16 protein-coding genes are annotated in these 26,844 nt (G+C 35.3%); 2 read left to right on the top strand and 14 right to left on the bottom strand.

The window, feature by feature from the left end; all coding sequences use genetic code 11:
• Positions 1-130 precede the first annotated feature (130 nt).
• From AC4FQ5_RS12785 to tsf, 5 genes are all read right to left on the bottom strand, one after another.
• A complete protein-coding gene (locus AC4FQ5_RS12785) occupies positions 131-3,550 on the bottom strand; it encodes an FIDD domain-containing protein (protein WP_491143861.1) in 3,420 nt (1,139 codons plus the stop codon).
• Positions 3,551-3,664: 114 nt separating this feature from the next.
• Positions 3,665-6,493, bottom strand: coding sequence for a T9SS type B sorting domain-containing protein (locus AC4FQ5_RS12790; RefSeq protein ID WP_491143863.1), 2,829 nt, complete (start codon positions 6,491-6,493; stop codon positions 3,665-3,667).
• 140 nt (positions 6,494-6,633) lie between these two features.
• Positions 6,634-9,714 (bottom strand): FIDD domain-containing protein, encoded by a 3,081-nt coding sequence (locus AC4FQ5_RS12795; protein WP_491143864.1) that lies wholly within the window; start codon positions 9,712-9,714, stop codon positions 6,634-6,636.
• A gap of 79 nt (positions 9,715-9,793) precedes the next feature.
• A complete protein-coding gene (locus AC4FQ5_RS12800; RefSeq protein WP_491143865.1) occupies positions 9,794-13,693 on the bottom strand; it encodes an FIDD domain-containing protein in 3,900 nt (1,299 codons plus the stop codon).
• A gap of 197 nt (positions 13,694-13,890) precedes the next feature.
• A complete protein-coding gene (tsf, locus tag AC4FQ5_RS12805) occupies positions 13,891-14,718 on the bottom strand; it encodes a translation elongation factor Ts (protein ID WP_491143867.1) in 828 nt (275 codons plus the stop codon).
• Positions 14,719-14,865: 147 nt separating this feature from the next.
• Between tsf and AC4FQ5_RS12810 the strand changes: the two genes are divergently transcribed.
• Positions 14,866-15,567 carry a DUF6759 domain-containing protein gene (locus AC4FQ5_RS12810; RefSeq protein ID WP_491143869.1) on the top strand — a complete coding sequence of 234 codons (702 nt, stop codon included), beginning with the start codon at positions 14,866-14,868 and terminating at the stop codon, positions 15,565-15,567.
• Between the two features lie 220 nt (positions 15,568-15,787).
• Here AC4FQ5_RS12810 and AC4FQ5_RS12815 read toward each other — a convergent pair whose 3' ends face one another.
• The 3 genes from AC4FQ5_RS12815 to AC4FQ5_RS12825 form a co-directional block, all read right to left on the bottom strand.
• Positions 15,788-16,744, bottom strand: a complete 957-nt coding sequence (locus AC4FQ5_RS12815; RefSeq protein WP_491143871.1) for an acetyl-CoA carboxylase carboxyltransferase subunit alpha — start codon at positions 16,742-16,744, stop codon at positions 15,788-15,790.
• Between the two features lie 47 nt (positions 16,745-16,791).
• A complete protein-coding gene (gene gltX, locus AC4FQ5_RS12820; RefSeq protein WP_491143873.1) occupies positions 16,792-18,300 on the bottom strand; it encodes a glutamate--tRNA ligase in 1,509 nt (502 codons plus the stop codon).
• A gap of 75 nt (positions 18,301-18,375) precedes the next feature.
• Positions 18,376-19,284 (bottom strand): glycosyltransferase, encoded by a 909-nt coding sequence (locus tag AC4FQ5_RS12825; RefSeq protein WP_491143874.1) that lies wholly within the window; start codon positions 19,282-19,284, stop codon positions 18,376-18,378.
• Between the two features lie 105 nt (positions 19,285-19,389).
• Between AC4FQ5_RS12825 and AC4FQ5_RS12830 the strand changes: the two genes are divergently transcribed.
• Complete coding sequence (locus tag AC4FQ5_RS12830) at positions 19,390-19,674, top strand: phosphomannose isomerase type II C-terminal cupin domain (RefSeq protein ID WP_491144094.1); 285 nt, start codon at positions 19,390-19,392, stop codon at positions 19,672-19,674.
• A gap of 812 nt (positions 19,675-20,486) precedes the next feature.
• Here the strand turns inward: AC4FQ5_RS12830 and AC4FQ5_RS12835 are convergent.
• The 6 genes from AC4FQ5_RS12835 to rocD all read right to left on the bottom strand — a co-directional run bounded on the left by AC4FQ5_RS12835 (position 20,487) and on the right by rocD (position 26,759).
• Complete coding sequence (locus AC4FQ5_RS12835) at positions 20,487-21,512, bottom strand: glycosyltransferase (protein WP_491143876.1); 1,026 nt, start codon at positions 21,510-21,512, stop codon at positions 20,487-20,489.
• A complete protein-coding gene (locus AC4FQ5_RS12840) occupies positions 21,509-22,477 on the bottom strand; it encodes a WaaS/CpsH family glycosyltransferase (protein ID WP_491143878.1) in 969 nt (322 codons plus the stop codon). The genes AC4FQ5_RS12835 and AC4FQ5_RS12840 overlap by 4 nt, the downstream gene beginning before the upstream one ends.
• Positions 22,474-23,463 carry a WaaS/CpsH family glycosyltransferase gene (locus AC4FQ5_RS12845; protein WP_491143880.1) on the bottom strand — a complete coding sequence of 330 codons (990 nt, stop codon included), beginning with the start codon at positions 23,461-23,463 and terminating at the stop codon, positions 22,474-22,476. Before AC4FQ5_RS12845 ends, AC4FQ5_RS12840 begins: the two co-directional genes overlap by 4 nt.
• Positions 23,464-23,527: 64 nt before the next feature.
• The gene (locus AC4FQ5_RS12850; RefSeq protein WP_491143882.1) at positions 23,528-24,484 is read right to left on the bottom strand and encodes a WaaS/CpsH family glycosyltransferase; all 957 of its coding nucleotides are present in this window, start codon (positions 24,482-24,484) and stop codon (positions 23,528-23,530) included.
• Positions 24,485-24,487: 3 nt separating this feature from the next.
• Positions 24,488-25,507, bottom strand: a complete 1,020-nt coding sequence (locus AC4FQ5_RS12855) for a glycosyltransferase family 9 protein (protein ID WP_491143883.1) — start codon at positions 25,505-25,507, stop codon at positions 24,488-24,490.
• Between the two features lies 1 nt (position 25,508).
• Entirely contained in the window at positions 25,509-26,759 is a 1,251-nt protein-coding gene (gene rocD, locus AC4FQ5_RS12860) for an ornithine--oxo-acid transaminase (protein ID WP_491143885.1), read from the bottom strand.
• Positions 26,760-26,844 lie beyond the last annotated feature (85 nt).

A 26,844-nucleotide genomic window follows, 5' to 3' on the forward strand; every position in this document is an offset into this window, starting at 1 on the left:
GTGCAAAATTACATAAGAAAAGCATCATTTTCTGATATTGCTCCCTTTGAAACAGGTTAAAATTATATTAAACTTTTATTTAAACTGTTAATGAATGTTATAAAAAAGGATTTGTTATTAAAAACTCTGTTTATTTATCCCAAAGGCTGTCATTTCGGTTTTTAACCAAAAGCCAGCTGCTGTATTTCACGGTGGTTACATTTCCAAATTCTGTCCATGAAATAAAATACCAGTACGTAGCCGTAGATACCGGTCTTCCTTTCATCTTTCCGTCCCATGTAAAGTTGTTCGAAGGTGTACCTCTGAAAACTTCTGCTCCATAGCGATCAAAAATCCTGAATTCAAGGTTGTCTTTGCTCATCAGAGATGAATAATCGATATCGTCATTATGACCGTCACTATTGGGTGTGATGGTGTTGATCAAATTGATGATTACAAAATTTTGCTCTACAACATCACATCTTTGAGAATCTCTCACGTATATTTTGTGATTTCCGCGTTGTACATTGTAAAATATATTTGAGCTTTGCCATGTATTGTTATCCAAAGAATATTCGTAAGGTGGTACACCGCCTGTAACTCCTATGGTTACTGTAGTTCCGTTTATATCAATTGAGGTAATGACCGGTAAAACCGATTCTGATACATTAACGAACTGTTTGTAAACACAACCTTCAAAAGTAAGCTCTACCCAATAATTTCCTGCGGCAACATTGGTAATAGATGGAGTAGTGGCTCCTGTACTCCACAGATATGCTGTAAATCCGGATCCTGCATCTAATGTTGTGGTGGTTTTCGGGCAAATGAGTTTATCAGCTAATATATCTGATTTTTTAGGAACTTTTAAAGTGACTCTTAAAGTGGCAACATTCGGGCAGAATCCGGCTTTTTCAAATCTTATATAATAAGTCTGGGTTCCCGTGAGTGATACTGCACCGTTGATCGGAGCTGTATCATTCTGGGCATCGGCTAAAGTTGCATGATAAGTTACTGTTACTAATGGATCTGCCGTAAACTGTGGGATAAACTGCGCAAGATTTACAGGTTTAATTCCATCTAAATCATCGTCACAGAAATTGGTTATTAAAGAAGTTGTCAATAATGGGAGTCTGGTTCCTACTGTAAAGTTGACTGGCTGAATGACAGGTGCACAACCATCGGGAGAATCTACACGAATATAAATTGTTGTATTGGCAGTATAGCTCCAGTTATTGGGGAGTATATTGTTATTTCCGAGATTCGCATCTGCAAGTAATGCATAATATCTTACACTGGTAAAATATGTTGGATTGTTCAGAATCAGAAGGGTAATGTCTGATAAAACCACATTCACGGTTCCATCAAGATTTTCATCACACTGAGCTCCAAAATTCCCAACTGTAACTACAGCAAGAGGAAATAGATTAAGTGTAACCTGCGCAATATTTTTACAACCTGTAGGATTTTTAACTACGACGTAGATTATAGTTCCGTTTGGTGCAGAATAATTGTTCGGTACAAGAATTTGTCCTGTCGCATTTTCTGTTTGTGCTGCCAGTAAGCTCGTATAATATGTCTTGATAACAGGAGTGTTTGTAGTAACATTTGCTGTCGTTAAATCAAATATTCCTACACCATTTACATTACACGCAGTTAATGTGGTGTTGGTAACCGTTACAGGCTGAATGTTTATTGTTACGGTGATAGATTCACAATCAGGAAATTCAAGATCATTTCCACAGAAAGTATAAGTGAAGGTATCTGTTCCGCCTGCTGAAGGATTGGCAGCGGTGTAAGTAATGACACCCGTCGTTGTATTAATAACCGCAGTTCCTAATGTTGGTGCGGTAGTGATGGCTACAGTCGATACTACCGGCGTTTGTGGAGAAGTGGTAAAAGCTGGTACAATGGTTTTAACGTCACAAATATTGTAATTTGCGGTTGTCTGTTTTAGGCAGTTCAACACCTTATACTGTGCCGTTACAAGTGGCGCACAGCTTCCCATTGTTACAGAGCAGGTATAGTATCCGGACTGTGTCGGCGTAAATGATGTGCCTGTTGCACCAGGAATCAGTATTCCGTTTCTGTACCACTGATAGGTTTCATAAATAATAGGATCGACTGTTAAAACGATTCCCGGAACACAGTCTCCTCCGGATTTGATGATAACAGGTTGTGTAGAAAATCCGGCAAAGAAACCTCCGTATCCTACCGCATCACTTCCGGCTGTAATTCCGGCAGTAATTGCTTTTGTAGACACTACGGTAATCGTACCTGTTGTGTTTGGAATGCCATATGTTACCCAGGCATTCAGACCTGTCATGTCAAAAGGTCCTGTACTTGCAGGAGGTGTTACTCCATTTACTGTAACAGTTGCACCGCGTTCGGTTACTAAATTTAATTTTGTAGGAATATTGAGTATTCCGGACGGATTGACGTTAGAATGTACAAAATTCTCGTTAATAAATCCGATTTCATTGATCTGTTTAGGAAGATAACAGCTCAAAGCCGGTATAAAATTGAATCCGCCTGTTGCAATTTCGGTTCCGCTTACAGAATCTCCTGCCAAAAGCTGATAGACATATGCATTTTTGGTGGTTCTGATATACATATTGTAATGGCTGGTTCCTTGCAGCTGATATTTCGTATCAGGAACTACATAATACTGTCCTGTATTTAATGTAGTGATTGGTAATCCTTCATTATTCAGAAAAACCTGGGTATTATCCTGTGTGGCAATTACCAAAGCACCTTCCATATTGCTTCCGATACTTCCATTCCCTTTTACAAGGGCAAACTGAGTGCCCAATTGTTCCACAGGCACAGACTGATCCATTAAAATATCTGAACTTAAAGGTGCATTCCCCGAATATTGTCCGTTGAAATTTCCATTGGTAATATTGACGGGTTTATCTGAGGTAATTTTTGCGCCGATAAAACCGTCAAAATTTCCTGCGATATTTCCGATACCATCGATGATATAAGATTGTCCTTTATTTAAAATAAAAGTCATTGTAGGATTAGTAGCTCCGGTTGTTCCGTTTGAAAACTGTACTGTCGGTTTATATCCTGAAACAGTTACCGTTGTGTTATCTTCCGTTGCCAAAACACTGGTCATAAAATTGAGAATACCATTACTGACCGTAATAGGTGCAGTTGCAACATAGAAATTTTTTCCGGTAGAAGGTATTCCTTTTGAAGTAATGATTTCAGCGTGATTATAAACAGAAAATCTTAAATTGGCGTAAAACGGAAAATCTGCTTTCAGATACAGACCCTTTGTACCCGGAGTGAAAAGATCGGTCTGTAAGGTGGTGATGATATAAGTTCTTAAAACATCAAATTTCTGAGGATTGTTTTTACTGATTGTAACTGTTCCTATTACAACATTATTGTTATATATAGTTACGGCAAATGGTGTTGTACGATTTGTCGAAAGGTATAAGTTTTGATACGGATTCGGGTTTCCTGTTCTGTCTACCATTGGGGCAAACCAATGTTCCCTATCCAATTGTGCGAAAGAAATAGAGAATATATAAAAAATAAGAAAAAAAGATAGAATTTTCTTCATTCTGTATTTGATTTTATCACAAATTTAATAATAATATACATTGAATCATTTAAAATTACACAAAAAAACCACGATTTTGAATCGTGGTTTTAATAATGGTTTTAAAAGAATAGATTATTCTCTGTTTTTAACTAAGATCCAACCGGAGAATTTGATCGGGGTTTTGTTTTTAGATTCGTTCCAGCTGATATTAAACCAGTAATTTCCTGTAGAAACTTTTTTGGTTTTATTGATGGTTCCGTCCCATTTGTAACCGGTGTCTTTATTTCCTTCAAAAATTTTAATTCCGTATCTGTCAAAGATTCCTAAAACTAAATTCGGTTTATTGGCAAGCGCTGAATAGTCTAAGACATCATTTACTCCGTCACCGTTTGGAGTAATTACATTCACAATATTCGGAACTGTGATGGTAACCTCAATCGGTGTACAGTCAAAACTGTCTTTTACATATACTGTAATGTCACCTCGTGAAACATCTGTAAATACATTAGAATCCTGCCATTTGACATTGTCTGTTGAATATCTGTATGGCGCAGTACCTCCCACAACAAGTACAGTGATGTCATTGTTGGTAATATCAATATTAGAAATCACAGGCTGTTGAGTAGGATAAACTTTTACAGTCTGTCTTGTGATACAGTCTCCTGTTTTCAGATCTACCCAGTAGGTACCGACACTTACATCAGAAATTGTTTGAGTTGTTGCACCTGTACTCCAGGTATAACCGTCAAATCCTGGACCGGCATCTAATGTTGTTCTGTTTTCGATACAGATTTCTTTATCAACAAGAACAGTAGATTTTACCGGAGGTAAAACCACTAACGTGATCATAGCCACTCTGTAACAGCCATTGGCATTGCTTACCCTTACGTAGACTACACCGTTTGGCGCAACATAATTTGCCGGAGCTAAAATCTCATTCGTCTGGTTATTTGCATCTGTAAGCGAAGGATAATATTTTTTTGTAACACCGGGCTGAGAAGAGACGATAGCACTGGTAAGATTGAATAATCCTGTTGCGATATTATCTTCAAGGAAACAGGCTCTTAATGTTGCATCATTTACAGTCGGACTCTCAGAAATTGTAAGCGTTAATGTAATTTGCTCACAATCTACAAACTCAGGATCATTTCCGCAGAATTTGTAAGTGATGGTATCTGTACCGGCAAATCCGAAATTCGGAACATATCCGATTACGCCCGTTGTAGGGTTAACGATTGCTGTACCATTGGTCGGCGGGGTAATAATCTGTACCGTACTCGGAACAAAAGTCTGTGTAGAAGAAGTAAATGCAGGAACGATATTTAAATAGCCTTCACATACCGTTTTAGCAGCCGTCGTCTGCTGAAGACAAGTAAATACTTTGTATACAGGTGTGATTGCAGGAGGACAAGAGCCTACTGTGATTCTTACTGTATAATTTCCTGATTGAGTCGGCGTATAAGAATTGCTGTTTGCTCCCGGTATAGGAATGTCATTTCTAAACCACTGGTAGGTGTCATAACTGTCATCAACTTCCAGAACCAAACCGGGAATACAGTCACCAGTCTGTTTTGCAATAAGCGGAATAGAAGAGAAACCTGCAAAATATCCTCCATACCCTGAAGTACTGTACCCGCCGTTGATCCCTGCGGTAACAGCTTTATTTGAAACTATCGTTAAGTTACCGGTTACGCCTTCTAAGGCATAAGTTACCCAGTTGGTATTTCCTGTCACAGGATATGGTCCCTGTGCTGCGGTAGGAGCAACATTGTTAACTGTAACTGTAGCTCCTGCTTCTGTTAAGATATTTAATTTAATGATTGTACCTGAAGGAACTACACTAGCTCCACTGGTTCCTGTAGGCATTTCGTTGATTTTTCCTATTTCATCAATCTTTCTTGGTAAGAAACAGTTTAGAGGAGGGATGTAATTGAAGCCGCACGTTGCATTACTGCCATTTACGGACACCAGTTGATACAAGTACACGTTTTTGGAAGTACTTACAAACATATTCCTGTGTGTGCCTCCCTGTAAGATGTAATCACTCCCGGAAATTCTATACCATTGTCCTGCATTAAGAGTTGCTGCGGGTGTAGCAGAACCGTTCAGGAAAACCTGTGTATTGTTTTCTGTTGCAACAACAATTCCACCTTCAATATCAGAAGCATTAGGAGATCTGCTCTTCACCATTGCAAAAGTATTGCCTAATCTTTCTACCGGAACAGATTGATCTAGAATAATATCAGCACCCTGACTGCTCGCAGCACCGAAATTTCCAAGTACATTTCCGTTGGTTAAAGTGATTGGTTTGTCAGATACGATTTTAGCACCTATAAAACTCTGCATATTTGCAGCCGGGCTTCCCGGTCCTGCGAAAATGAAAGATTGTCCCTTATTAAGGGTAAAGGTATGGGTGTTTGTTACTGGGGTTGCTCCGTAAAAAGCTACAGAAATAGTATTGCTCCACGTAGCGGTTACGGTTGTATTGTTTTCCGTAGCCAAAACTCCTGCCGTAAAGTTGTTACCGGTGCTTGTAAAAGGAGAGGGTGTGGCAGCAACAAAAAATTCTTTGCCGATTCCTGCCTTACCTTTACTCGTGAGGATTTCGGCGTGTGTTGTACTGCTTACGATTCTTAAAGTACAATAGAAAGGTTTATCCCCATTCAGGTACAATCCTTTATTAATCACTGCGAAGCCCTCTGAAGTACTTGTTGCAGAAATGTTAGCAGCAGACACAATATAAGTCTGCGGACTCCCCTTACTGATTGTTACTGTACCCAATGCAATATTATTACTATAAACGGTTACCACAAAAGGAGTTACCGAATCTGTAGATAAATAAAGTGATTGTGTTACACTGGAAGAAGCGTAAAAAGGGGCGATCCAATGCTCTGTGTCTCTCTGAGCAGAAACATTGATGCCCGTAATCATTAATAGAAGAATGAGTAGAAATTGTTTCATAAGCGTAGAATTAGGATTTTTACAAAAATAATGTAAAAAATGATATGTTTTCAGAGTTTTTTGTAAATATTCTTATAGATGTTTGAAAAAAGGAGCCACAACTGTTTGTTGCGGCTCCTTTTTATGATAAAAATATTTTTTTATTCTCGGTTTTTTACCAGAATCCATCCTGTGTATTTTACAGGTGTTTTCTGAGAGTTTGGCTCAGTCCAGTTGATATGGTACCAATATGTTCCGGTAAGAATTCCTTTTCCTGCAAATTTTCCGTCCCATTTGTAATTATTCAGCTTATCGCCGGTGAATAATTTATTTCCATACCTGTCATAGATTACAAATGTAAGATTTCCTTTGTAGGCTAATTCGCTGTAATCCAATACATCATTTACGTTGTCTCCGTTAGGTGTGATCGCATTGACCAAATTGGGCACTGTGATTTCTATAGAGATAGGCGTACAATCTAAAGCGTCTTTCACATAGAATGTATGCTGACCTCTTGAGAGGTTGGTAAACACATTAGAATCCTGCCATGTCGTTGGTACATCAACAGCATATTTGTATGGTGCAGTTCCGCCTTCTGCGGTTATGGTCGCGGTATTATTAGAAATTTCAATAGATGTTACAACAGGTTCATTAGCTTTTTTAACGCTCACAGATTGTTTTATATAACATCCTTCATTTTGAAGAATTACCCAATAATCTCCTACCGGAACTCCCTGGATAGTCTGAGTCGTTGCACCGGTGTTCCATTCATAAGACTGATATCCTGGTCCTGCGTCCAAAGTCGTTCTGTCATCAATACAGATAAATTTATCTTTTAATACTGTTGATCTTTTCGGAGGAGTTACTTTCAGATTGATTTTTGCAATTGCATAACAGTCGTTTGAGTTGTATACTCTTGCATAAACAGAACCGTTAGCTGAGATATAAACCGTAGGAATAGGGCTCATAATTTCGTTGGTTCCGTTACTTGCATCTGTAAAAGTAGGATAGTATTTTTTAGTAACCGGAGTTTCATTTGTAATTACTGCTGTCGTAAGATCAAAAGCTCCTTTAGTTTCATTGTTTTCGATGAAGCATACCGTCAATGTTGCCTCGTTCACTACAGGAGTAGGGTAGAAATCTAACGTGATTTTCGCATTACCAACACAACCTTCCGAGGTAGTCACTCTTACATATACAGATCCGGCTCCTGAGAAATAGTTTGTCGGATTGCTGATTTGATTTGTATTTGCATTGAGATCGGCTAAAGTCGGATAGAATTTTTTAGTTGTCGGTACAGAATTATCTGTAACATTTGCGGTTGTAAGATCAAAATAGCCTTTTCCTGCATATTGACATGCCTTAATCGTTCTGTCTGTCAATACAAATGGTACTAAGTTTAAATTTAAAGTGATTTGCTCACAATCAACAAATTCTGGAGCGTTACCACAAAATTTATAAACAATTACATCTGGTCCCAAATATCCTGGTTGAGGAATGTAAGTAATCACTCCAGTTGAAGGATTTATTGTTGCTGTACCGTGTGCCGGCTGAGTAGTGATCGTAACAGTACTTGCTAAAGGTGACTGGGTAGAGTTCGTAAAGGTAGGCGTAATCACTTTGGTTCCACAAATATAGACTGTCTGAGTAGTTTGTGTTAAGCAGGTAAATACTTTAAATACGGGTGTAGTTAATGGAATACAGCTTCCAACTCCTACTATTACGGTATAATCACCTGCTGCCACAGGAGTATAAATATTTGATGTTGCACCAGGAATTGCTACTCCATTCAAATACCATTGATAAGTTTCATAACTGTCATCAACCTCAAGAACAATGCCGGGAACACAGTCACCAGACTGTTTAGCAATTACAGGAATTGATGAGAAACCTGCAAAATATCCGCCATAGCCATAAACTCCGCTACCTCCAATAATTCCAGCTGTAACAGCCTTAGTCGATTGAATTGTTAGGTTTCCGGTTACTGCAGGTACGGTATATGAAACCCAGTTTGTAGTACCTGTTACTGGGAATGGTCCTTGTGAAGCTGGAAGAGGAAGCGTGTTTACAAGAACAGTTGCGCCTGCTTCAGTTAATATATTTAATTTAACATCCGGAGTAATTCCGGGCATCTCTCCAATTTTTCCTATTTCGTCAATTTTTCTTGGTAAGAAGCAGTTTAACGGAGGTACATAATTATAACCAAGCGTTGCGCTATTTGTAGGAACACCGGCAAGTAATTGATATACATATACATTTTTACTTGTCTTTATATGCATATTGTAATGACCACTTGCAAGTTGGTTGATCCACATATCATCATTAATACGATAACTCTGTCCTTCATTAATAGTAGCAGCTGCTGTTCCGGAACCATTAATGAAAATCTGAGTATTATCCTGCGTTGCAATGATTAACGCACCTTCCATCCCTTGTCCTATATTTCCATTTCCTTTTACTAAAACGAATTCATCTCCAAGTCTGTTAACAGGTACTGATTGATCCATAACTATATCTGAACCACCAAAACTTGTTGCAATGGCAAATTGACCATTCATATTCCCGTTTGTTACTGAAATCGGCTTATTTGAAACGATTTTAGCTCCTATAAAGCCTGTACTATTTGTTGCATTACTTCCCGAACCTTCAATGATGTAAGATTGACCTTTATTTAAGGTAAACGTTAATGTTGCTGGTGTAGGTGTTGGTCCGGAAAAAACAACAGTTGGGCTATAGCCTGAAACGGTAACAGTTGTAGCGTTTTCTGTAGCCATGATGCCGGTTGTGAAATTATATATGGTGCTGGTTTGTGTTAATGGTGCATTAGCTGCATAAAATAAAGTACCAATACCAGCTTTTCCTTTAGAAGTAATGATTTCGGCATGACTTGCTACTGAGAATCTTAAAGTTACATAAAATGGTTTAGTACCTTTCATGTATAAACCCATGGGTTTAGCAGTGAAACAGTCAGATGCTGAAGTAGTAATAATCTGAGTTCTTTCTGTAATAGGAAAGGTTTGCGGACTTCCTTTACTTACGGTTATAGTTCCAATTACAATATTATTATTGTAAATGTCAACAGGAAAAGGTGTTACAGAATCTGTAGAAAAGTAAAGCACTTGTTGACCGGTTATTGAAGCCCTATCCATCATGGGGGCAATCCAGTGTTCTGTATCTCTTTGTGCAAAGAGAGAGCTGAACGTCATAAAAACTAATACTAAGCTGAGTAGAAATCTTTTCATAAATTATGGAATTAGGATTTCTACAAAATTAGGATAATATTTAATATATTGTTAATAAATGCTAAAGAAAATTTAAAATTTATTCTCTATTCTTAATTAATAACCATCCTGAATATGAAACTGGTAATTTTGTGTCTGGCTCTGTCCATTTCAGAATATACCAGTAAGTTCCTGTTGAAAGGGTTCTTCCGCCAACTTTTCCGTCCCAGATGTAATTTTTATCTGAAGATTTATAAACAGGTGATCCATAGCGGTCTACAACTTCAATGCTTACATTTTGTTTTAATCTGAGCTCAGAATAGTTTAAAGCATCATTATGACCATCACCATTTGGAGTGATTGCATTCACAAGATTGATAATCAGAAACTCTTTTATCACTGGTCTGCAACCATCGGCTCCTAAAACATATACTGTGTGTGGTCCTCTTGTAAGTCCACTGAATGTATTTGACGATTGGTAATCAATTCCGTTTAGTGAATATTGATAAGGAGCAGTTCCTCCCGTAACGTTGACTGTAGCATTTGATCCTGTTACCTGAATGCTTGTAATAATAGGAGATTGGGCAGTGGTTACTTTCACCTCCTGTCTATAAATACAGCCATTAAACCCTAAATCAACAAAATAAATTCCTTCACCAACTGTGATTGAAGACGTTGTTGCTCCGGTACTCCACAGATAAGAAGTAAATCCGGCTCCTGCATTCAAGGTTGCCTTTTCATCAGAACATACAATCTGATCTCTTAAAGTATCTGACTTCTTTCCTGATTTTAAGGTGATAGTCAACGTTCCGGTATTCGGACAGGCGTTACTACTGGTGAATCTTATGAAAAATGTTCCGGTATTTGTAATTACCTGTTGTGCAGGAATTGCATTTGTTCCGGCTTGTGCATTGGCTAAAGTCGTATGAAAGGTTAAAGTAACTGCAGGATCTGTTGTAAACTGATTTTTATAATCATTAAGATTCACATTTTCAGAACCGTTGAGATCATTATCACAAACTTGTGTGTTTACTGTATTTGTGATCAGAGTCACTTTATTTCCGATTGTAAAGTTGATCTGTCCGAAAGCCGGAGGACAATTGGTATTGCTTTCAACTCTTACGTAAACTGTTGTGTTGGTAATGTACGTCCAGTTTACTGGTAAAGTATTGTTGTTCCCTGCGTTTGCGTCGGTTTGATTCAGGTAATATTTGACTGTGAAATTAGCAGAGTTGGTGACAATCTGAGGCGTTACAGTGCTGAAATTGACAGATATAATTCCATCAAAATTATCATCACAGATATTTGCGTTAAAATTAGCAGTATTGATATTAGCAACTGCATTTACCTTTATAGCCAGATTTCCGGTATTGAAACATTGGGTTGCATTGGTAAATCTTAAATAATAAATTCCGGTTGCCCCATTATTGATGATTTGTGTTGCCAATATAGCGTTTGTTCCTGCCTGTGCATCAGCTAAAGTACTGTGGAAAGTTACAGTGGTTGCAGGATCAGTTGTAAATAGATTTTTGTAAGTATTTAAATTCACGGTTTCAGAACCATTATTGTCTGTGTCGCAAATTTCTGTTGTGTAAGTAGGGGTAAGTAAAGGAATTTTATTTTTAATTTTAAAATCAATCTGTCCGAAAGCAGGAGGACATCCGTTTGTGCTTTCAACTCTTACATATACGGTTGTGTTGGAAGTGTAACTCCAGTTAACAGGTAAAGTATTGTTGTTTCCGGCAGTTGCATCAGCTTGATTTAAGTAATATTTTACGGTAAAACTTGCTGAGTTGGTTACAATTTGTGGCGTAACGGCAGCAAAATTTATATTAATAATTCCATCGTTGTCATCATCACAAATGTCAGCATTATAGCTGGTTGTATTGACATTCGGAGCAGAATTTACCGTTAAAGTAATCTGTGCAGTTTTTGAACATCCGAAAGATGAGGTTACCTTAACATAAACAATCCCCCCGTTTGAAACATAAGAAGCAGGAGCAATTGGCGTAGTTAACGCTACATCCGAAAAATAGGTTTCCGTAGTTCCGGAATCAGGTGTAACTACTGCTGTGGTTAAATTAAAAGTTCCGTTGGTTCCGCTGTTTGTACATACGCTCAATGAAGTGTTGTTTACCTGCAGAACGTCAATATTGATGATGACCTTAAAATATTCAAAAGCAGCAGGAGTTCCGTTACCTTCAATGTAATAAGTAAATGAATCTGTCGTATCATTTGTCAGACCTGGATTTGGAGTATAAGTAATCTGACCGTTCGAGGGATTTACAGTCGCAGTTCCTGATGTTGGCTGTACAACGACATTAGTATGAATGGGTGCAATTACCTGTGTAGAATTTGTAAATGCAGGAATTACTGTCTTAGTATTACAAGATCCGATGTTGTAGGTTGTCGTAGAGATTGGTGGACAGACTGTATAATTATAAACATTGGTAAGTTTAGACTCACAATTGTTTTTCGTGACAAGACAAGTATAATTTCCGGCACCATAAGTTTCAGGATTTATGAAATAAGTAGTGGCTCCGGGAATAGGGTTTCCGTTAAGAAACCACTGGTAAGCGTCATATGTATTATCCACCTGAAGAATAATTCCGTTTAGGCAATCTCCGGTTTTTGAAATTACAGGAACCGATGAAAATCCTGCAAAATATCCGCCATAACCAACTGCGCCGCTTCCTCCGATGATTCCTGCGGTTACAGATTTTGTGGAGTTTACGGTAACATTCCCTGTGATATTCGGAACAGAATATGATACCCAGTTTGCATTTCCTGTAACAGCATAAGGCCCGTTTCCAGCTGCGATAGGGTTTCCGTTAATGGTAACAGTTGCTCCGGTTTGAGTGATGATATTTAGTTTTGTGTTGTAAGTCTGAGATCCTATATTGTTGATAAAGCCAATCTCATCAACTTTATTAGGTAAAAAACAGCTTAAAGGCGGTATATAATTAAATCCTCCTGTTGCGTAGATTGTTCCTGTTGCCACACCCGCCAACAATTGATAAACATACATATTTTTGGTTGAGGAAATTCCCATGTTGAAATTGTTATTCCCCTGATTGATGTAAGAATTACCGGGAATCATAAAGTATTGACCAGCATTCAACGTTACTCCTGATGGTGCGCCATTCACGCTAAAAGTCGTATTGTCTTCGGTGGCAATTACCAATATGGTTTCCATCCCGGAAGTTGCGGGACCATTTCCTTTTACCACAACAAAATCTTTACCCAATCTGTCGACAGGAACAGCCTGATCCATCAGAATATCATTGTTGGTGAAATTCTGATTGGTGTAAATTGCATTAAAATTTCCGTTGGTTACCGAAATGGGTTTTGTTGCAACAATTTTTGCTCCCACCAATCCTGTAAAATTTTCAGGACCATCGATACTTACAGCATCTAAAATATAAGATTGTCCTCTATTGAGTGTAAACGTTCTCGTAGGTGATGAAATTCCGTCTGCGAAAACGACAGCAGGATTATAGCCAGAGACAACCACCGTTGTATTGTCTTCAGTTGCGGTAACTCCTATTGTAGAGTTGATATAATATTCTCCGGCAGTAAGCGGAGCCATTGCTGCATAAAAAGTGGTTCCTAATCCGGCTAAACCTTTTGAGGTTATAATTTCCGCATGATTGGTGACAGAAAATCTATAGTTTGCAAAGAATTTTTTAGGGCCTTTCACATACATTCCCATTGAAACAGGAGTGAAAAGATCTCCCGGATTGGTTGCTAATAAAAAAAATTGCGGAATACTTACCTGTACAGGATTTCCTTTGCTTACCGTTACTGTATTGTAAAGTATATTGTTGTTGTAGATCTGTACCGCAAATGGAGTAGTTTCGTTGGTCGATAGATAAAGAAAACTCTGCAGACCAGACGTTCCTGCTCTTGCCGATATTGGGGCAAACCAATGATCAGTATCCAATTGAGCATTCACTAATAAACAAAGAAATGTACAAATACTTAGTAAAAATTTTTTCATGCCGGATTTAAAAGGGCGACAAATTTAAGTATTAATAATCAAAATATTATATTAATTTTTTAACATATTTTAATATTTTTTCAAAATGTGAATTTTTTAAAGTAAACTTCATAATTTATTAATGTTTGCAATTTGCATAAAGCAAAAATCCCGATGAAAAAACTTCACCGGGATTGTATATTTATCTGAAAGAATGATTAAGCTAAGCTTACTCTTACAAATCCTGTCACCTGCAGGTCTCCGTTTACAGATTTTACATAATCAGCTACAGATACAGAGCTGTCTTTGATGAAATCCTGGTGTACCAAAGTGTTGTCTTTGTAGAATCTCTGCATTTTACCTTTCAGGATATTGTCGATAATGTTTGCAGGCTTACCCTCTTCAGTAAGTTTGTGTCTTTCGATTTCCAATTCTTTGTCGATAGTTTCCTGAGAAACTTTAGTCTCGTCAAGAGCAATCGGGTTCATTGCAGCAACCTGCATAGAAACAGCTTTAGCAGCTTCGTCAGCACCGTCTACTTTTGCAGAAAGCGAAGTGATTGCAGCGATTTTGTTTCCGGCATGAATGTAAGCTCCCAAGAAAGGTCCTGTGATTCTTTCGAATGCACCGATCTCGATTTTCTCACCGATAACTCCAGTCTGCTCGATCAATTTTTCAGCAACAGTCATTCCGTGGAAATCTGTAGCCAATAATTCTTCTTTAGTAGCAGCGAAAATAGCCATTTCAGCAATTTCGTAAGCTAACTCGATGAACGCTTCGTTTTTAGCAACAAAGTCAGTCTCACAGTTTAAAGAGATGATAGTACCTAAAGTGTTATCTTCATTTACTCTTGCGATTACAGCCCCTTCAGAAGAATCTCTGTCAGCTCTGTTAGCAGCTACTTTTTGTCCTTTTTTTCTAAGGATATCTACTGCTTTTTCGAAGTCTCCTTCTGCTTCAACTAAAGCTTTCTTGCAGTCCATCATACCTGCACCTGTTTGGTTTCTCAATTTTGCTACGTCTGCAGCAGCTGGTGAATAAGACATAATATTTATTATTTTTTTATTTAAAATTATGATTAACTTTAATAGTTTATTTTAAAGATGTGCAAAGATAATGATTTTAATGATAAACTAAAAAATGACTTTTCACGTTATAGTATTATTTAATAAATTTTTAAAGGTTTTTACTACATGAAGAAATTATTTCTAATCTTATTCCTCTCTATATTCTGTCTGGGCTTCTCTCAAAAAAAGAAAAAAGCCAAAACCAAAGTGGTTGCCGAGAAAGAAACGGTCATTATCTATACAGAAACTGAAGCTGAAACTTCTAATGAGCCAAGAATCATCGCAGGATTTCTGAAGCAGAATCCGGGTCATGCACGCACAGATTTTTTTAAGAAAAGACTGATCACTATTATTATGGCAGACAATTCTCCTGAAGCGAAGCCGACAATCAAACCTTTAAGCAAAAATAAAATAGAAAAGATTGTAAGCAACAGTGAGCTTAATAAAGGAAAAGAGATTGCAGCCAGTACAGGAAGTGCTGCCAAACCCGAAAGAAATGTGAGCTATGCAAGCTTGGGAAGCACCAGCAAGAAAGCTGAACCAAGTGATAAAGCAAAGAAAACAGCTAATATGCTTACTCATATTTTCAATCATGATCCCAGTGATAAAGAAGCCTACATCAATATCAAGAATAAATCGAACTGCCGGTTGATTGTAAAAATAAGCGGAAAAAAATATTATAACATTGATGTTCCTGCCAAAGGGCAGAATTTTATTCTCATAGAAAAGGGAGAGTATGTTTTGACCACAATGGTATGTGACGCCAAATATTCTTCGCTGAAAAAAATACACAGAGATATTGAGATCCAGCTGGATGTAGCAGAGTAAAAGATAAACTTGAATCTTTAATTATTTATTTTTTCATGCGTAAAGTTTGTCATTCCGCAGGAATCTAAATAATTTGGATTTACATCGGTAAGATTCCTACAGAGTGACAAACTAAGCGGTAAAAAACGAACACAAAATATAGATTTTAAAACAAAAAAGCCTTGCAAATTTGCAAGGCTTTCCTTATTAACTTTAAAAAATTAATTAATGAAAAATTATTTTATCCTTTAAATTGCCCCATCGCAATAAATTTGTCTTGTCTCTGGGTTTCCAGTTCTTTGCCTGTGAATTTTGAGAATGCTTTGATGTTTTGCAAAATCGAAGTTTTCAGATTCAGATACGTAGTTTCCGGATCGTAATGTGCTCCACCAAGTGGTTCTTCAATGATTCCGTCAATAAACTTTTCTCTTAAAGCATCTTTCGGAGTCAGATTCAATGCGTTTGCCGCATCTTCTTTGTGATCCCAGTTTCTCCATAAAATTGATGAGCAGCTTTCCGGTGCGATTACGGTGTACCAGGTGTTTTCAAGCATATATACTTTGTTACCTACACCAATTCCTAAGGCTCCGCCACTCGCTCCTTCACCAATAATGTACGTGAAAATAGGAGTTTTAAGCATCGTCATTTCAAAAATATTTCTTGCAATGGCTTCACCTTGTCCTCTTTCTTCAGCTTCCAGTCCTGGGTAAGCTCCCGGTGTATCGACTAAAGTGATCACAGGAATTTTGAACTTTTCGGCTAATTTCATTAGTCTTAAAGCTTTTCTGTATCCTTCAGGATTCGGCATCCCGAATCTTCTGTGCTGTCTTTCTTTGGTCGTTCTCCCTTTCTGAGTCCCGATAATCATTACTTTTTGACCGTCTAAAGTCGCCAAACCGCCGATCATCGCAGGATCATCTGCAAAGTTTCTGTCACCGTGAAGTTCCAGGAAGCTTCCTTTGTCTACCATTCCTTTGATATAGTCGATAGTATAAGGGCGATCCGGATGGCGCGATAACTGTACTCTTTGCCAAGGTGTAAGATTTCCATAGATTTCTTTTTTCTTATCTATAATCTTATCCTCGATCTGACTGCATGCTAATTTTACATCAACACCACTTTCTTCTCCTACCAATGAACAGGTTTGATACTGATCCATCAGTTCTTTTATAGGAAGTTCGAAACTTAAATATTCCATTCTTGAAGTAAATTAAATCTTTCAAATTTATGAAAAATTATGCAACTCTATTTAAAATTATTTACAGCATTGTTTATTCTGGCTGTACTTTCTTCTTTACCAACGAGTTCCAGAATGTCAGGAACGTCCGGACCTTTCAATTCTCCAACTAAAGCTAAACGCAACGGCATCATCACTTTTCCCATTCCTATACCTTTGTTTTCGGCAAAATCGTGTAAGTTTTGTTTAATATTTTCTGAAGTAAAATCATTAATTGAATTAAAACTTTCAGCAAATTCAGTCAAAAGATTTGCGGTTTCATCGTTCCATGCTTTCTTAGACGCTTTTTCATCGTAAGATATTGGAGCTTCAAAAAAGAATTTTCCGTTTTCGTAAATATCTTTCGGGAAAGTGGCTCTTTCTTTCATAAGATGAATGATCTTCAACAATTTTTCGTCTTCAATATTTAAATTTAAATCTGAATTTTTTAAAATTTCAAGCAATTCTTCATCCGATTTTAATTGAATATACTGATGATTAAACCATTCTGCTTTCTCTTTACTAAATCTTGCTCCGGCTTTGTGAACTTTATTTAAATCAAATTCTTTTGCCATTTCGTCTAAGGTCAAAATTTCTTTATCATCAGCAGGAGACCATCCCAAAAGTGCAACCATATTGATGAATGCTTCAGGCAAATAACCACTTTCTCTGTATCCTTGAGAAACGTTTCCAGTCGCAGGATCTGTAAAATTTAAAGGGAATACAGGAAATCCAAATTTGTCGCCGTCTCTTTTGCTTAATTTTCCTTTTCCTTCTGGTTTCAAAATCAAAGAAAGGTGGGCAAACTCAGGAGCTTCCCAACCCATTGCTTCATATAATAAAATGTGTAAGCCTAATGATGGCAACCATTCTTCACCGCGGATGACGTGGGAAATTTCCATTTCGTGGTCATCGATGATGTTGGCGAAGTGATAAGTTGGCATTCCGTCATTTTTCACTAAAACTTTATCGTCTAAAGTATTGGTGTTCACTGCAGAATTTCCGCGTATAATGTCAACTAAACCTAAAGTTCTGTCAACAGGCATTTTGAATCGTACAACATAAGGAGTTTTTGCATCCAAAAGTTTTTGAACTTCATCTTCAGAAAGTGCAATGCTGTTTTTAAGACGATTTCTGGTCTTGTTATCGTAAGAGAAAACATCACCTTTGGCTTCGTATTCGGCACGAATGGCGTCCAGTTCTTCAGCAGTATCAAAAGCAATGTAAGCGTAATCTGTTTTTAAGATCTGCTCGGTGTATCTGTCGTAAATATCTCTTCTTTCAGATTGTCTGTAAGGAGCAAATTTTCCGCCTTTTTTAGGGCTTTCATCGGGGATGATTCCGCACCATTCAAGAGCTTCTTCAATATAATCTTCGGCTCCTTCAACGTATCTTGCAGTGTCGGTATCTTCAATTCTCAATACAAATTCACCACCCTGATTTTTAGCGAAAAGATAATCATACAATGCAGTTCTTACCCCTCCCAAATGCAACGGTCCTGTAGGACTTGGTGCAAAACGGACTCTTACTTTATTCATTTCTTTGAAATTAAGGTGCAAATTTAAGCATTTCAAAAAAGTTTATGAGTAAAAGAAAGTCTTTTTTAGAAAAAACTATTTGATGTTTTTTAGTAAAATATAATTTTTGTATTCGCCGATTCTTATTTTAAGCAAATCTTCTAAAGGCTGTACCAGTTTATCTTTCTTGTCCCAAACTGCCTGAGATTTATCGTGCTCAAAAACAAAATCGTGATCGGCAATTGCCTGCGTCATTACTTTTGGGTGAGTTCCTAAGAATTTTCCAACTCTGTCAACAGTATGATAATTGTATTCTTCTTTCGGTGTCTCAACCAATTTTTCATCTTTATGACCGTAGTAATATTCAAAATTATTGGCTTTGAGCATCATTTTTTTTCTTGATCTCACAGAATTATAATGGTAAATCGGAGCATCAAGACGTAAAACTTTTAACTTTTCTCCCCTTTCACTGCCATTTAAATAGCCTTCATTAGATTTAAACTTTCTAAAACCTTGTGAATCGATGTAAGATCTGATCTCAGGATTATTTTTAAAAATTCTGATCTCGTTTTTATGTACAGCTCTACTGTTTCTGATGTGATTATAATCTCCCCAAAAGTGAAGAAATGGCTGTAAGAAACCTTCGACAATAGGATTGTTATTGTATTTTTTAATATTTTCAAGAATTTTGGGCAAATCATTTTCGTGAATAACTTCGTCTGCCTGAATATGAAAAACCCAGTCACCAGTAACATGATCTAAACCAATATTGGATTGTTGTGCAAAAATTTTACCGTGCTGTTTCAGATTGTCATCCCAAATGGTATCAACGATTTTAATTTTAGGGCTGTTTAAATTTTCAATAGCTTCACGGGTTCCGTCTGTGGAATCACCTACAACAGCGATGAATTCGTCACAAACAGGTAAAACCGATTGAATGGATTCTAAAAAAGGAACACCATACTGGAAGCCGTTTCGTACATATCCGTAGCCGCTAATTTTCATTTTATTAATTTTATGCAAAATTCTTATTTTTTTTTAAATAATACGGGATTTATAATTTAAGTTTTTACTTTTGTATTTAAAGATTACAAATAATGTTAGCAATTGGTGAAAGGCCGTGAAGAAATAAGTAAATCCGGAACAAAATTATCCTATCAGTATCATCACAAAAGGCTGGAACAATTGACAATCATTGAAGGTAATGCTACAATTATACTTGATGACAAAGAAATCAGATTGTCATACGGAGAATGTATTTTCATTCCGTTAGGAGCAAAACACCGCATAATGAATCTAACTGAAAAACCTGTTATATTTATAGAAGCACAAACCGGAACTTATTTTGGTGAGGATGATATTGTGAGGTTGGGGGATGAATATGAGAGAAGATAAATTGAATCCGTCTCATAACTAAATGATATGGTTTAAGAAAATCTACTGTATGAAAACCATTCTCCGACAAGAGGTCAAGAAAATCATAAAAGTCCGTTTTCACGAGTTTTGAGAAGGATTCAATTTTTTAATACTATAGCTTAAAAGCTTGGTTGCGCATAAAATGGAATGCCTTCATATATGTATCGGTTGCTTCTTACACCAAATTCGTTCCAATTTGTCGTGAATAAGTGCCCCACCTTTTGAAGATCTAAAATATCTATAAACTGGTACACTTCCATTAACGTCTGAAGTAGAAGTAGCCTAAAACTTCTACTTGAACACAACAATTGTTTTTTACAATTTATATTTCTTGTGAGTTTGTTGTAAGTAGATTATCTAAATTAGAATTTAAAAGACTTACAACTTGATCATAAGATCCGAGAATAGGGAATTTGCTCAATATAAAGGCGTTTCTGTAGTATTGGATTGCGAACCTATTGGCTGGCTTTACTCCAAAAAAATGTTTCTTTTTTTCTTCACTATAAAATCTTTTAACTTCTATTATAGAGAATTTTTTTCAGTTTCATCATGTCTACATGAAACTATTGACAACGTACAAGTCAATATTAAGATAGATTTTTTCATTGATTAATTTGGTAAATTTATGAAAAATTCTCTTGTATGTGATAATTGAGTTGTGTTTTTATTTACTATGTTTTCAATTGTTTTTTAATTCATTGGTAGTTGAAAATTATGATTTCTGGAAATATTAATATCCTCTTAGTGTATTTAGTTTTTATCTAAAGCTTACTTCTTAATAAAAAACATAATTAAATAAAATCATTCCAGATATTGAGTATGTCTTTTTCTTCATTTTCTGAATTATAATTCAATTGAACAAAATCTGATGCAAGTTTTCCCTTATGGATCATTTCATAAAAATTGTTATCAAAAGTTTTTATTGCATCTTCAATTTTTTTCACATAATCAATTATATCGCCTTCGTTTACAGATGTACTGAATTCTGGATTGAAGTATTCTTTTCCTGCCTGACCTTTATATCCTATAACATAACACCCACAAGACATTGCTTCTACCGGTGGTAAACCAAATCCTTCTCTATGGTTGAAGCTTAAGAAAATACTACTTTTTCTCAGTATTTGAGCAACTTCATTTTCTGACATATTATCAATGGGAGTAAATTCCCAATCTGAATTTGGATTTCGTAATCGGAAGATATTAATTACTTGATTAATATCATCAGTGAGTTTTCTAGGCATAAAAGCAATCTTTTTTTCCTTTTTATCAGAATAATAAAAGATTTCACAATTAATTCCTAATCTTATTCTTTTAATGTTAGAATTAGGAAAAGTATTAAGAAGATATTTCAGGGAGTCATCAGAAACTGTAATTGTTCCTATAGTTTTTTCATTAATGTAAGGTAAATTATTTAAATTACTGTCTGGTAAAAATTCATTAAATGTGTAATAACAATTCTGATTAAAAATGACTTTTTTGATTTGAGGCTCAATTGCACTAATATTGCCATAAACTTCAGGAAATACTAAAATTGAATCACTCTCTAAAATAAAACTAATTTTTTTTAAATAAGCTAATTTTATTTTTTTGCTAAAACTTATTTTTTTATCTAAATATTTTATCAGTTTAAATATATATGGATTATGAGTGACTTTTGTACTGTTATGAAACCATGTTTCTCTTTGCTGTTTTTTGTGTAAAACAAATGCATTGTATCCATTGTTATTTAAAATATCAACCATTCTATAAATTTGTTTTACGCCTCCAATCGGATTAGAATTAGTGGGGCATACAAAGTAAATTTTTCTTGATGTCATAAATCTAAAATGTTATTTATCCAACTCTTGAAACAATATTTCTGCTGTATATCCATTGATAATTCTTTGTAGGGTGATGTAAAAAAAGACATAGGTATATTTATATGATTAATATCTTCTATTACAAAAATGTTGTTGGAATCATAAAAATCATAATTTATTATGTTTTTATTTGTGGTAATAAGTTTTCTCTTACAGCCCAAAGCTTCAAAAGGTCTAAAAGATAAGCCAGATTGATTTTCATGTGCTAAATCTAAGAAGATTTTCCCTTTTTCATTAATTTTATATGACTCTTTGAAAGGAATGATTTTTGAGAGTTTAGTGATGTTGTCTTTAATTTCATCTTCAACAATAAAATCCCTATGATGATATATGAATGAATGAATATTAATATTCTGTTTTTTTAGAGTATTTGTAATAATTGTTAAATCATTAAAACGATTATCAAATGTACCTAAAAAGACAATGTCAAATATAGGATTGTTATTATAGAGCTGTTCGTTGAAATAGAAATTGTTAATTTTTTTTAAACCAAATTCTCTGCAATTTTCAGCGTCGAAACTATACTTTACATCATAGTATTTTAATGTCTCTTTTTGTCCAGGTATTTTTTCTAAGCTATCCCAAAGCAGAACAACTTTTTTCGAAGTTTTGGTCTGTATTAAATTGTAAATTTCGGCATCTAAAATATCAGGTCTATTTACAAGTATTACATCATAAAAATTATGGGTATTAATATCAGAAATAAATTTCCTACGCTTGTGTATTTTTTTTAAATTTTTATTTAGAAAAGTTTTAGAAAGGAAATTTTTAAATCTTTCTCCAAAGTTTCTATAAATATATCTTTTTGTTGAGATACTTACTGCCATTGTAGTTTCGTAGCCAGAATATTCATTCAGACCGGATAGAATTACCTCATCAAACCCATAATAATCTGGAGCAATAAAAAGTATTTTTTTTTTCATTTTGAGAGTACTGTTTTTATCCAGTTAGTAAAACTATATTTTTCATATATATCAGAAGATAAATTTTCGTAAGGTGCATTTATGAAGTTCTCAATTCCTTCAAATTTGTCATTTTCGATCAAAAAAACATTATTGGGATTATAAAAATCAAACTTTTTCACCAACGAGTTATTAGTAATCAGTTTTTTTCTAAACCCGATACTTTCAAATACTCTCATTGAAAGTCCGTTATGTACTTCATTAGTAAAATCGATTATAACTTTAGATTGAGAAGAGATAATTAAATTTGTTTTAAACGATATCGGCTTATCAATTATTGTTATTAAATCTGGGTTAGGATTTTTAAATTTGTCTGAAGAATTTACGCTTAAATTAATAGATAATTTCTGTCCCAATTCATGCAGTTTTTTTGACAAATTGAGTAGAAGGGTGATTCTGTTTTTCATAAAAGAGCCAACGAAATATGCGTCTATAAAATTTTTTTCGGATTTAATATCGTCAAAATAAAAATTGGTAATAGGTAAAACATTTTCACTTTTATTGATATCGTCTTCATCAAAAACAAAAAATCTGTCGAAAAAATCAATTTTTTCATAGGCAGAAGGAAATCTATCTAAACCATCCCATTGGTAAGCACACATTACGTTTGACTTACTTTTTAAACTTAAAAGTAAATGGTTACTGAATAAATCTGGACGTATAACCAACACGTAGTCAAATTTTGTGCTTGATTCTTTATTAATTAAATCAATTTGTTTTTGAGTTCTAAATTCTATTTTCTTCTTTCTTTTAAAAGATTTTGTTTTAGTGAAGATTTTTTTAATTATATGAATTACTTGATTCTGAATTCCTATACTAACATTTATGTCATCTGGAATAGCAATAGTTTCAAATCCTATTGCTTCGAGGTTTTCTTTGAATCTATACAATAACCCGTAATGATTAGGAGCTGCAATAATTATTGATTTACCTTTGAATTCATACATACATCAAATATTCTATCATTAGCCAAAAGGCTCAGTATTTAGTAATCTTCAAATTTACAATTTTTTATTCAATCAATTCATTCACCCAGTTTTCAATCAGATATTTATTCAAAATATTGTGAGTTATATCAATATAGGAGGTTTCAAAAAAAGCTGCCGGAATTGTTATATCATCTACATTTTCAATCACAAATATATTTTCAGAATTGTAAAAATCATAGTTGACGATATCTTTATTTGTGGTAATCAGTTTTTTCTTTAAACCTAAACTTTCAAAAACTCTGAAGCTTAATCCTTCCTGACCGTTTCTGCTTACATCGAGCATTATTTCTGATTCTTCCAAAAGCTGATTGTTTTCCTCGATTGACAGAGGCTTTTTTGAAAATTCGATGTATGGTTCTTTGTTTTCTTTTGATGTGAAAATAATAATTTTACTTTTTACTTTCATATCATATAATGCTTTGGCTATTTTTTTGATAACCGGAAATCTATTATCAAATGAACTGATATTGAAAACTTTATACTTATAATTTTCTGGTACACTGTCAATAGCTTTGTAAATGAAATTGGTCTTAAATCTGAGATTGTATTTTTGGCAGTCCTTTTTTTCGAAAGAAAAAACTTTATCAAAAAGGGAGAGAATATTTTTGGTTTTCGGATATCTGTTGATAGAATCACTGATAATCAATACAGACTTACGGGATTTTTTGTTAACGGTTTCTATCGTTTTTTCAGATAAAAAATCAGCCTTTATATAAATACTCGTATCAATTGATTTTATATTTTTAATCTGATCTAAAATAACTTGGTTGTAATGAATATGTTTCAGATTGGCTATTCCTAAGTTTTTTGTAAAAAAATTAAGAGCTTTATGATAGAAACTTGGGTATTTGTACCTGAAACTGTGGAAATTAATATGTTTTACTTCATAATTTTTTTTCTCCAGAGCATCGGCAATGTATTGATTAAATCCCCAATTATCGTATGTAATCAGCAGTATGATTTTTTTGTCTCTTTGCATTCTTTATTTCAGTTGTTCCCCAATAGTATGATCCAAAAAGTCTTCCAAATCGTTTTTTAAAAAACTAGGTTTAAAGTCTGTATAGTTTTTAGAATCTGGTACAAAGTCTGTTATATGCAAAAATTTATCCAATTCCGGTTTGCTGGTCCATGCCCAGTCTGATTTACGAATATGCGGTGAAAAAATAGTAAAAGTAGGAATACCAAGAGCTTTACTCACATTTGTTGCTCCGCCTTCATTGCCGATCAGGCATTTGCACAAACTTGTGACCGCAGCAAATTCACGGAGATTTTTAGTATCAAAATTTTTTACGATTGAAGTTTTTGCCTCTTCAGAAAGTTTGGAATATAAAGCTTCAAAAAGTTCTTTCTGAGGCGGAATATAGTTACACAAAATTTTTGCGTTTGGCTTATAATTTACAATATATTCAAGCAATTCTGCCATATATTCAACAGGATAAGTTTTCTCGTCTGAACTTCCAAAAGTGCTTATCATGATCACATCATCATTTGCTGATAATCCGCTTTCTTCTAAGATTTTATGTGCATTTTCAAGCTCATCTTTTTGTATGTAAACTTTTGGAAAAGCTTCCTGAAATGGAATTCCTAATGGCTCCAACATCTGCAAACGGTGTTCAATTCCTAAAGTCGTATTTTTTGATTTTACTTTCGTAGATCTTTTTACAGCATTATTATAGAAAAACTGGGTGTATTTTTTGAAAAAACCGATTCTTGTTTTCGCTCCGGAAAAAAAAGTAATGATCGCCGTCTCTATTTTCGAGTACAAATCAATCACCAAATCAAATTTATACTGATTCAGTTCAGACAAAGTTTTGCTCGGACCATCATTACTAAAGTACAAAAAATGATCAATATAAGGATTTCCGATTAAGATCTGAGCGTGCTTTTCTTCCAAAAGAAAGCTGATTTCAGACTTTGGATATTTTTTTTTCAGTAATGGCAGAATTGTGCTTGTCACGAGCACATCGCCCATGAATTTTTTCTGAATGATTAAAATCTTCATATTATCCGCCAAACTCCAAAACCGTTTTTTCGATTATTTTTACACAGTCCCGTAACTGTTCTTCTGTGATAACCAAAGGTGGTGCCAATCTGATGATATTTCCGTGGGTTGGTTTTGCAAGAAGTCCGTTTTCTTTTAATTGTAAACAAAGATTCCATGCAGTTGAACTTTCCGGAGTATCGTTGATCAGAATGGCGTTTAACAATCCTTTTCCTCTCACTTTGGTAATCAAATCTGATTTCTCGATTAATTTCCCAATTTCGGATCTGAAAAGCTGACCCAATTCTTCTGCTCTTTCAGATAATTTTTCATCTTCCACCACATCCAAAGCGGCAATTGCAACTGCACAGGCAATCGGATTTCCACCGAAAGTAGAACCGTGCTGCCCTGGCTTGATTACACTCATGATTTCATCATTTGCCAAAACTGCCGATACAGGATACATTCCGCCGGAGATTGCTTTTCCTAAAATTAAAATATCAGGTTGCACGTTTTCGTGATGACAAGCGATCAATCTTCCTGTTCTTGCAATTCCGGTCTGAACTTCGTCTGCAATAAAAAGAACGTTGTGCTTTTTGCATAATTCGAAAGCCGTTTTAAGGAAGTTTTCGTCCGGAACGTAAACTCCGGCTTCACCCTGAATCGGCTCGACTAAAAATGCTGCAATATTTTGAGCATCATTTTTCAGAACTTCTTCTAAAGCTACAAGATCATTATATGGAATTTTTACAAATCCAGGAGTGAAAGGACCATAATTTTTATTGGCATCAGGATCGTTTGAGAAAGAAACAATAGTAGTCGTTCTTCCGTGGAAGTTGTTTTCACAGACAACAATCTTTGCTGCATTTTCTGAAATTCCTTTTACCTCATAACTCCATTTTCTGGCTAATTTCACCGCAGTTTCCACAGCTTCAGCACCGGAATTCATTGGTAAAACCTTATCAAAACCAAAAAGAGTAGTGATTTTTTTCTCGTATTCTCCCAAACTTGAATTGTAGAATGCTCTTGATGTTAAAGCCAATTTCTTAGCCTGATTAACCAAAGCTTCCACAATTTTCGGGTGAGAATGTCCTTGATTAACAGCAGAATAAGCTGAAAGGAAATCGTAATATTTTTTACCTTCAACATCCCAAACAAAAACACCTTCACCTTTATCTAAAACTACAGGAAGCGGATGGTAGTTATGTGCGCCATGTTTTTCTTCGAGCTCGATGAAGTATTGTGAATTTTTTGTTTGTTCTGCTGTTGACATATAGTTTTGATTTGTTACAAAGTTAATAATTTAATGCTAAAAAGGAGAAACATAAAAACCGCCTCATTTTGAGACGGTTTATATT

It is taken from the genome of Chryseobacterium sp. DT-167 (genome assembly GCF_058310155.1).